An 8,977-nucleotide genomic window follows, 5' to 3' on the forward strand; every position below is an offset into this window, starting at 1 on the left:
TCCAGAAACTTTTTAAAACTGCACCAAACTGTATCGAAACTTATTATTGCCCTCTGGGAATGTAGTTATGTGAAATTGAAAACAGATAATCAAGATATTAGATAGTCGACAATGGCTGGTTTTATTGCAAGAAATTCTTTTTGGAAAATACTGGAGTGAGGTCAACAGTCTCATTGTGGTTAAACTTAAACAAGAAAAATAAATCTAACGTAAATTTAGAATACTATAGTTTGCAATTGATCACACTTTGCTTATATTTTAGGTAACTGATAAGTTTATTATACTGTTTCGCCGACTTCCATATACAAAACTGAATAATGAGATCTGTTTATTACTGCATGATTAAAAATCCGTGTAACGGTTCAAAATCCTTCCTGTAAAGTGCGCGCTCTTCATCCATTTGTGAACCGTTAACATCATGCAGTTTTATTATATTTAAGATGCAAAGCAAATCGGAACATTAATTTCTTACTGAAAGGCGGATATGATATATTTATGAAATTGCTTTTGAGGTTTTGATTATTAGGCTGAGTACACATTTTTTGTGACTCATAAGATTATTCCTCGAAAAAGGATTAAGGAGAATTTGTTTTAAAATATTATAAATAGTAACATCTAAAGAAGTAAAATAAAATATAAAAGAGAGGTTGAATAATTCTTTAACTTTTATGGTTTCTTAACCCATGTTGGTATCGTTAAATTCTCAGTATCCACTAGTTGTTGCGTTATTTGTCGTTGTGTTTTAAACAACACCACATGGTAACACTCCTAGTCCAACATGTTTGGCACGAGCAGTACCTGAAGTAGTTGCTATTTGAGCAACTTTAGTAGTCACAAAAGTTCCAATAACCATTGGCAAGGTCATTGCAAGAACAGTAGTGATTGCAAATAAGTTTATTTTATTCATACTAGTTCAAAGAGTATTTTATTTGATATTCTTATTATATAAAACCATACAATAGTTTGGCTCTGTTCATTTAGCGTCAAGTCTATAGCTTGAAGATGTCCTATCTCTTTTATGAATACTAGAAACAGAACACCTTCAAAATACATATGCTATGGTTTGTATTTGTATTTGTATTTGTATTTTTCAGGTCTTTCTCTTAGGAAAACATCTGAAAGATTATCATACTGTATCAAACGAAATCATGTCACTATCTGGAACTGGATTCAAAAGTACCAACCTAAGATTATCAAGACAAAACAAAGAAGGATATGTGAATTCATTGTAGATGAAACATTGCTTAAGGTTGGTTCAGAATACACGTGGTTATGGGTTGCAATAGATGCGAAAAGTAAGGAAATTCTCTCACTATCCATTTCTAAGGAGAGAAACATGTTTGTTGCGCAACGGTTTCTGTCAAACATAGTCAGAGACTATGGAAAGCATGTATCCAGTTTCAACAGATGGTAGTACTTGGTATCCCATGGCTTGTCAATTCCTTAAATTAGAACACCATCTCCATTCCTCCTATGAAAAAAACTTGATTGAAAGAACAATGCAGTATATCAAGGACAGAACTGAAAGTTTCGATGATTACTTTCCCTGCAGGCTAAAGAACTGCAAACTAAAACACGTAAAAAACTGGTTGAACCTGTTTGTCGACTATCACAACAAGGAATTAAAACCTGTTAACTGAACAGAGCCAATAGTTTTCTTGTATGGTTTTATAGATTATGTTGAAAACTGAACACCAATGTGTCACAAGTTGTTTTAACATTTGTAACTATATGTCAAATTCTCTAATTGACTTCTCAGAAGTTAAATTTTTCATTTTTTTATGCAAGGAAGGGAACTCATACTAAAATGGTCTGGTTGGTCACATAAACTTATGCGACGGTTAATAGTCACTTGTCTGTCCCAAGGTCTACCATCTTGCCTCATTTGCACTAAAATCGATGGGCAATTATGTGTCCTATTCTATTTTATTTACATGGTAAATAGTTTAGATGTATCTCCTGTAAGCGCTACACAGGCAGCCACTCACAGTGCATCTAGGAAGTTCGGTATTGATATAATGAAGTTTTCTAGAATGCGAACAATTCTTGCAAGGAATATAGTCGGTAGGACTGAAAAACTTTATCATGGTAAAATCATCTCCTATTAGAAGATAAGAAACTGATCATGGTAAAAATCCTGAAATCAATAAATTTTTGAAAATATATCTTAGAACACCTATATCAATTATCTGACATTATTTGTTTACAAATTCGATATCAATAGATTGATCGCAGTTTGATAAATTAAGTCTCTTTAATAACATCTCAAGATCGTAATCATTATCTATCTGGCATTTGTCTTTAATTGCTACGTATTGGTTATTAAAATTTCTTTTTAATTCTTCATAATTAGAATAAAACCATTCAAAATTGTCTCTTAACTTTTCGAATTTTACAAAATCGCCAACACTTGATGAAATTTCAGGATCCATCTTTCATGACTAACCATAATATAGAAGATTCTTTCATAAAAGTATTATGAAATATTGTTTTAGTAACACTTTATATGTTAATCTAAATTTTAGGCATCAATTCAACCCAACTTATAATTTCTTCGATCTTTTCAATTAATGATTTATTATTGTACAAAGCATTAACTCGATATGGCTTTGATATCTAGTTCTTACTGAATTAGATAGATTGTCTGTTAACTAAAGTGGTATTGGTTCTCTCTTTCTATTCTTTAATTCGTTAATACCATCTGGCATTATTTGATAGTTTTCACCATCTTCAGAACGAATCAAGCTTTGAGCAACTAAATCCTCAATCGCTTGATCTAGTAGTGGATATAATGCAGTATCTATCGATGTAATTAATTCTCCTAAATTGACTAAATAGTCATCAAGCCCACTTTTGTCAAATAGCTTATCTAATACAAAAGTTTCAGCATTACGCAAAGCACCATTTTCTTCTTGAGAAATAGATGTTTTGTCCATAATTTATGACACCTCTTGTACTTTAAATCTTCTTTGGAGGTTTTAGAAACAACAGAAAATTTAAAGTAAATATGTGCAAAAATTAGATAAGTTATATTTAATTTTGATAATTTTAATAGTTTATTTTGCAAATATATTTCGGCTTTTGAGAGTATCTAACAAATTGGATAGATTGACTGACCAATTAAACTAGTAGTTCAAATGCCTATGCTCGTCTAATCTCTAAGCAAATTCAAAACTACTCAATTCTTCCATACAAAAATCTGCAAGAATTACAGAATTTAAGTCAAAGGGTGAGGAATAAAGATGGATTGTTTTTCTGAAGTCTAAGAATAAATCCACATTTAACTCCATTGCCTGTAGAAAAGTGAGAAATATTTGGATAAATCTTACTCATCCTCTACCTGAAGGATGAAGTCTCGGGATTTGTTAATAATTTAGGCTTTCAAATATTAGGGTTATATCTTCCCTTTTAAGTTTCATATGTATTTTTGAGGCTAAAGGGAGGGATTCAAGATATACACTTTTCTGATATGGAACTAGCGGACACTTTCCCAATTAATCAACCACTACAAAGATGTCCATTTCAAAAACCGGTATTCAAGTTAATACCATATTCCAATTAACATTCCGATGCAATTAACTTTATGCTTTTATTGTGATGGTTAATTAATTCTTGTTTTTGTTTGTTAGTAAATGCATTATCAAAGTCAAGTTGGTTGTAAATACAAAGACCCTTTAACGATACATCAAATTCTTGTGGTAACGATAATTCATAACCTACTAATTCTTGATGTAGTGCTTTGTAAAAGTAAGAACCCATGTCAGAAACAATGGAAACCCCCCCTTTTCGCTTCTTTACATCAACCTTGAACAATCTTTTAGAGAATTCAACCATCGGCACCTTTCCAAAATACTGATCCAACGAATCAGCTATTATCAGAGAAATGTCACTATCATACCGATAGTTATCTACGCCAATATGGCCTATTGAAAGGTTCTGTTTAACTTTACCTATCGTTTCATAAAAAGGATTGAACAGGACAATCTCATTTTTGAGGTTAATTTGTCTCTGAAAGTAATAAGTGTAAAAATCCCTAAATGTTTCTTGGTTAGGATATATTACCAGATAGTGTAATCCATACTTTGCTTCACCTATCTCCTTTACCGCGTCTTCAACACTTAAAATTTCAACCTTTTTGGGATTAACTATCGTACATATCTCCCCTATTTTGCTACATAATATTATGAATCAATACTTAATAGAATCATTATTCCCACCTATTGCTATTTATTGCTTGCTTTTAGATAGATAAACCTCACTATCGACAAGGCGGCTCTGTTAACTTAAGAAAATGTTATAGCTTGAAGATGCTCTATCTCGATTATGTTGGATAAAAGAAACAGAACACCTTCTTTAGATATTGACCATGCTTTGTATTTGTACTTTCTTGGTTTATCAACCAGAAGTATTTCCAAAGCAATATTTTGTCTACGCAAGGTAAAGAGAAGTCATGTTGCAGTATGGAAGTGGATTCAGAAATACCATCCAAGGTATTCTCAAAAAGAAAAAGGATTTCAGAATACATAGTTGACGAGACATTGCTTAAAGTTGGTTCGGAATATTTGTGGCTATGGGTTGCAATCAATAGAGCCAGAAAACAGGCAAATTCTCGCAGTAACTGTATCCAGAGAAAGGAATATGCTTATCGCAGAGAGATTCATATCAAGGATAGTCAAGATTCATGGGAAACATACCGTTTCTACTGATGGTGGTACATGGTACCCGATGGCATGTAAATTCCTAAAACTAAAACACCATATCCATTCCTCATACGAGAAAAGTCTGATTGAAAGAACTATGCAGTATATCAAGGACAGGACAGAAATCTTTGACGACTACTTTCCATGTAAAAAGATAGGTTGTAAACTAAAACATGTATTGAACTGGTTAAATTTATTTGTTAATCGTCACAATGAAGATATGATATGCTTAAGTTAACAGTGCCAATCTCAAATTCGAAATAAGTAAATAGGAGTTAATAACTGGTTTTCTCAAAAACTATTCTTGCTATAGTCAGATTCAATGAGAATAGCATCTGCTTCTAACCCGACTCTTAACTCCGGATCAATCGTTTTACTTCTACCATCGTGGAGGCTGGCTTAATATCGAGAAAGAATTCTGCATGGGCTTTGCCTATCAATGTTCAATCTTCAATATTGGTTATAAAGATTCGAGTTCTAACTACATTTAACAAAGTTGCATTTACTTCCTTTAATGATTTCTCTATCTTTTTAATTATGAACTTGGCTTGTTCAGATGAATCTCCTATCACTACAATATTTCCATTTTCATCCACAGAAGTTGTTCCTGATACAAATATCATGGGTCCCGCCTTAACTAATCTGGAATATCCTACTTCTGATTCCCATTTTGTTCCAGAAGAAATATTTTCTCTCATATGGATTGTCTTTAACACTGATACTAAAAGGATATGGTCGGTGTTAGATGAGTTGAAGAATGAATTGTTAAATTAAGTACATCTTCATTCCCATCAAAGATCTATCTCTATTTCTAATATGTACAATTTGTAATGGAATATGCCTTAGGTATAAAGCAAAAAGAAATCAGGGTGTTCCAGCCAGAATAATGAATGCCGGGAGAGGTGCACTACTTGTGAAATATTCATCGAGTGGAATGATAATGCATATTGTCCGTGATGTAACTACAAACTAAGAACAAGGGCATTCGGTGGATGTGGGATGAGGAAAAAGTATAGAGAAGTGCGGTAAAGAGGTATTATATGATATGATGATATGCTATTAATTAGAGTAGATTTTAGGAAAAATGAATTATTGGAAAGAAATTGTCACCCTTCCTGGCGATACGTTTTGACTCATTTTGATGTTGTTTTAGAACTTGATGTAATATATCATAAGGTTCAATTGCTCAACATTATTGAGTATCAATATCTCTAGTTTATTTTAATAAGTGAAAATATCCAGTATTACATTGATCAACAATATTTTCATGAATATTTTATTACCCATTGATTAGTTTTTATGATTTTGGTATAATCTTTTTTATCTCGCTAATCATTTATGGAAACCATCAAATTTCCTATTTTGATTGACATATGTTGTCGATTTTGTATTATCAATATCCTATTAATCTTAGAAAGTCCTGTTAGTAGGCCTGAACAGAGCCGTTTCTCTCTTGATGTAATTTAAATAGATTATTACACCGTATTTTACATGTTAAAAATTCTAAATGGGAATCCAGGACTTGGTGTACCTCTTAATGAGCAAGAAACAGTAAAATTCCTCACAACTGGCAAATTAAACCTTCATCTTGGAACTCTGGATAAGTCAGGCTATCCAAACGTTCATCCTGTATGGTATTACTACGATACTGAAAATAACAGAATATATCTTGAAACATCAAAACAGTCCAAGAAAACAGATAACCTCAGAAACAATGCAATTGTTTACTTTTGTATTGATGATCCAAATGCACCAAGAGGTGTACGTGGAAAAGCCGATGTTAAGATTCATGAAGATATTAACTTCAATGTCCCAATTGCGGAGAAAATAATGATGAAGTACTTGGGAAATACGGAACATCCTGTAGCACAGACTCTATTGGATATGCAGAAAAGCGGACAGTCAGTTGTTCTGGAAATCTTTCCAAAATATTACTCCACATGGGATTTAAGGAAATAGTAAACAAATTCCACCGAAGATTAGTTTTAATCAAACAATGAGATGCAAAGCCTTTGGATAACACATACTTATAACTCAATTTATTTCCTTTCTCCATTACACTCAAAATAAATAATAGCAAAGAGGACTAGAAAGGGACATTTTTCCTTTAATTGAACACATAAACTTTAAATTGTTTACGTCAGCTTCTCAGTAAACGGACAATTATCTGTTCAAATATGGGAGTTTATTTTAGTATGACACAAAATATCTACCAATTTCAACGATCTTTACTTAGAATAGGGTCAATATCTCTAATTTTAGGCTCGATTATAGCAATTATATCTACCATTTCACATGCTTCAACTGAAGATCCATCTAATTTTGTTCAAGTATTTACAACATATGCCAGCGATGATTCATGGATAGCAGTTCATATTGGCCAATTTACAAGGGTAATAATGGTTTTTGCTGGAGGGTTATAGCTCTTTCTCGCTTACTCGTATAATCAGAATCAAACTTAGTTTCTGTACTAGCATTGATTGGTCTTGCATTATCTAAAATGACTGCCAGTGTATTTGCCATATTCCAGGCTGTAGATGGGATTGGTAATAAGCTCACAGTAGATGCTTGGATGTCTGCTCCTTCTAATGAGTAATCTATCATATTTGGCGTTGCAGAAGGAGTCAGGTTTATCGAGATAGGTACCAACAGTTACTTTCGTATTCTCCAGGGTACGGTAGGATTGATCTTTGGTATTGCGATTCTAAAGAGCAATATTATTAGCAGGTCGATTGGGATAGCAGGAGTTGTCACTGGTGCTGCCACTATTTATGCTGGCTTAGATGTATCTGATCAAGGTTCTAGTGGACTAACAACTGAATTGGGTATCTTTATGATAATCTATTTCATTTGGGTCGGAATCTTAGGGGGTTTGATGTGGAAAAAATCCATATCGGTATTAAACACCAATCATAAAGATTGAGTAATCATATCACCTTATGTATGGTGTTGCAGTCCAATCCTGTTGTATTAAAAAAATCTCATAGTATCTACTATACAGTGACGGCTTTCCGTGTGAATAACCCACATTTACAGTGGATTGGTAAGCCGTCACCTTTGACAAGGAGTAAAAGGTAATTTCGGCGCATTAACCTTATCTGAATACTTGAATATAATACCCAAGCATTTAATTGCAAACAATTGCAATTTCATGATTTGACGACAACTTTCAACTGCAATCGCTAAGAGACTATAATCAATGTATTCATGTATATATTTGGCCAAACGGGAAAGCCAAGACGTATGTGGTCTTTGGGTGATAAGCAATCGATAGGTGAATCAAATTGCATATAAATATTGTAATCCGAATGTGAATGATGCCAAATCATAATCATTACAGTATCTCATATCTTTATTTCCACTGCACGATTATAGTGATCCACAGCCGATTAATAGCCATTGCACATAGCTTGATGAACCAGATGGAACATCCATTTTAATGATGAAGGTTGTAGACCACTATTGTGCTTAACGCTCATGCAGTGATAGACAGATATCTCATTATTCAGTTGCATTTGACATCAGAGAGACTTGCGTAAATACAGATAAGTTACCTAAAATATAAAAATGGTGTAATTAATTGCAAACTAGTGTGTTCCCTTTTAGTAATGTGCATTAGGTAATTCTAGAGATTACTTGTTGAGACATAAGTATGATATAAAAAGGACCAATAGTTGTTTGCTCATCATCTTTTTGATTCGGTTAGTACTTATAGAAAAGATAACGGTCCGCCACTATCAGTGTAAATAAAGCAACACGTTGAGGTTACAGGAGTAATGATTTGGACCGTTACCCACAGTCATGCTGTTCTTGTCCTTAACGTTTAATCCAACATCTTTAATATAAATAAACCGCACTCATTCGCAAATAATTGCAATTAAAATAGATTTGGCTCAATATGACCTTATTAGGTGATTTCTATTGGTAGGTGATAAGATCTTAGGCTAGAAAAATAAAGTAAAATAGTAAGAACAATCTTAGAATTCAAAATGTTTTAAAAGATCAAATATCCTACTTATCATTAATAGATCAAATATATTGTTGAAAAATTTGTCTGGTACTCATTTACAGATCTTTTATATAATTATTATTTGCACTTTATTGTCGACAGATATACCTACTAAACAATTTATCATTACAATATCTATATTTAGAGCCTATCCCAAAATTCGATAGAAATATAGCTTCTTATCTCTCTTGCTAAACTGTGACCTGTATCCAGAAGGAAGTGAAAGCAAGGATTGTCCATAACCATAATCTTCCATCTTCCTACTATC

Annotated in this window: 13 protein-coding genes; 7 read left to right on the top strand and 6 right to left on the bottom strand. The window is 32.9% G+C overall.

Annotated features, from left to right (window positions below; all coding sequences use genetic code 11):
- Positions 1–742: 742 nt before the first annotated feature.
- The gene (locus F1Z66_RS15640) at positions 743–907 is read right to left on the bottom strand and encodes a hypothetical protein (protein ID WP_154670562.1); all 165 of its coding nucleotides are present in this window, start codon (positions 905–907) and stop codon (positions 743–745) included.
- 111 nt (positions 908–1,018) lie between these two features.
- Between F1Z66_RS15640 and F1Z66_RS12165 the strand changes: the two genes are divergently transcribed.
- Positions 1,019–1,414, top strand: a complete 396-nt coding sequence (locus F1Z66_RS12165) for a DDE-type integrase/transposase/recombinase (RefSeq protein WP_149863888.1) — start codon at positions 1,019–1,021, stop codon at positions 1,412–1,414.
- The gene (locus tag F1Z66_RS12170) at positions 1,380–1,640 is read left to right on the top strand and encodes a hypothetical protein (RefSeq protein WP_149863889.1); all 261 of its coding nucleotides are present in this window, start codon (positions 1,380–1,382) and stop codon (positions 1,638–1,640) included. Before F1Z66_RS12165 ends, F1Z66_RS12170 begins: the two co-directional genes overlap by 35 nt.
- A gap of 555 nt (positions 1,641–2,195) precedes the next feature.
- Here the strand turns inward: F1Z66_RS12170 and F1Z66_RS12175 are convergent.
- From F1Z66_RS12175 to F1Z66_RS12185, 3 genes are all read right to left on the bottom strand, one after another.
- Positions 2,196–2,432 (bottom strand): hypothetical protein, encoded by a 237-nt coding sequence (locus tag F1Z66_RS12175; RefSeq protein WP_149863890.1) that lies wholly within the window; start codon positions 2,430–2,432, stop codon positions 2,196–2,198.
- 219 nt (positions 2,433–2,651) lie between these two features.
- On the bottom strand, positions 2,652–2,936 hold the full coding sequence (locus F1Z66_RS12180) for a hypothetical protein (RefSeq protein ID WP_149863891.1): 285 nt from the start codon (positions 2,934–2,936) through the stop codon (positions 2,652–2,654).
- A 622-nt stretch (positions 2,937–3,558) separates the two neighbouring features.
- Positions 3,559–3,834, bottom strand: coding sequence for a hypothetical protein (locus F1Z66_RS12185; protein ID WP_149863892.1), 276 nt, complete (start codon positions 3,832–3,834; stop codon positions 3,559–3,561).
- 489 nt (positions 3,835–4,323) lie between these two features.
- On the opposite strand from F1Z66_RS12185, the gene F1Z66_RS12190 reads away from it, so the two are divergent.
- Both F1Z66_RS12190 and F1Z66_RS12195 read left to right on the top strand, forming a co-directional pair.
- Positions 4,324–4,527, top strand: coding sequence for a hypothetical protein (locus tag F1Z66_RS12190; protein ID WP_149863893.1), 204 nt, complete (start codon positions 4,324–4,326; stop codon positions 4,525–4,527).
- 48 nt (positions 4,528–4,575) lie between these two features.
- Positions 4,576–4,938: a DDE-type integrase/transposase/recombinase gene (locus F1Z66_RS12195; RefSeq protein ID WP_149863894.1), complete on the top strand. Its 363-nt coding sequence runs from the start codon at positions 4,576–4,578 to the stop codon at positions 4,936–4,938.
- Positions 4,939–5,143: 205 nt separating this feature from the next.
- On the opposite strand, the gene F1Z66_RS16110 is transcribed toward F1Z66_RS12195, so the two are convergent.
- Complete coding sequence (locus F1Z66_RS16110; RefSeq protein WP_201448620.1) at positions 5,144–5,398, bottom strand: Rid family hydrolase; 255 nt, start codon at positions 5,396–5,398, stop codon at positions 5,144–5,146.
- A 793-nt stretch (positions 5,399–6,191) separates the two neighbouring features.
- Here F1Z66_RS16110 and F1Z66_RS12205 point away from each other — a divergent pair.
- Both F1Z66_RS12205 and F1Z66_RS12210 read left to right on the top strand, forming a co-directional pair.
- A complete protein-coding gene (locus tag F1Z66_RS12205) occupies positions 6,192–6,659 on the top strand; it encodes a pyridoxamine 5'-phosphate oxidase family protein (RefSeq protein ID WP_149863895.1) in 468 nt (155 codons plus the stop codon).
- 236 nt (positions 6,660–6,895) lie between these two features.
- Complete coding sequence (locus F1Z66_RS12210; RefSeq protein WP_149863896.1) at positions 6,896–7,123, top strand: hypothetical protein; 228 nt, start codon at positions 6,896–6,898, stop codon at positions 7,121–7,123.
- Here the strand turns inward: F1Z66_RS12210 and F1Z66_RS12215 are convergent.
- Positions 7,086–7,349 (bottom strand): hypothetical protein, encoded by a 264-nt coding sequence (locus F1Z66_RS12215; RefSeq protein WP_149863897.1) that lies wholly within the window; start codon positions 7,347–7,349, stop codon positions 7,086–7,088. The genes F1Z66_RS12210 and F1Z66_RS12215 overlap by 38 nt on opposite strands.
- Positions 7,350–7,383: 34 nt before the next feature.
- Here F1Z66_RS12215 and F1Z66_RS12220 point away from each other — a divergent pair, with 34 nt between their 5' ends.
- The gene (locus F1Z66_RS12220; protein WP_149863898.1) at positions 7,384–7,623 is read left to right on the top strand and encodes a hypothetical protein; all 240 of its coding nucleotides are present in this window, start codon (positions 7,384–7,386) and stop codon (positions 7,621–7,623) included.
- The last annotated feature ends 1,354 nt before the right edge of the window (positions 7,624–8,977 follow it).

The sequence above is a fragment of the Candidatus Nitrosocosmicus agrestis genome (assembly GCF_008389435.1).
GTDB classification, from domain to species: domain Archaea; phylum Thermoproteota; class Nitrososphaeria; order Nitrososphaerales; family Nitrososphaeraceae; genus Nitrosocosmicus; species Nitrosocosmicus agrestis.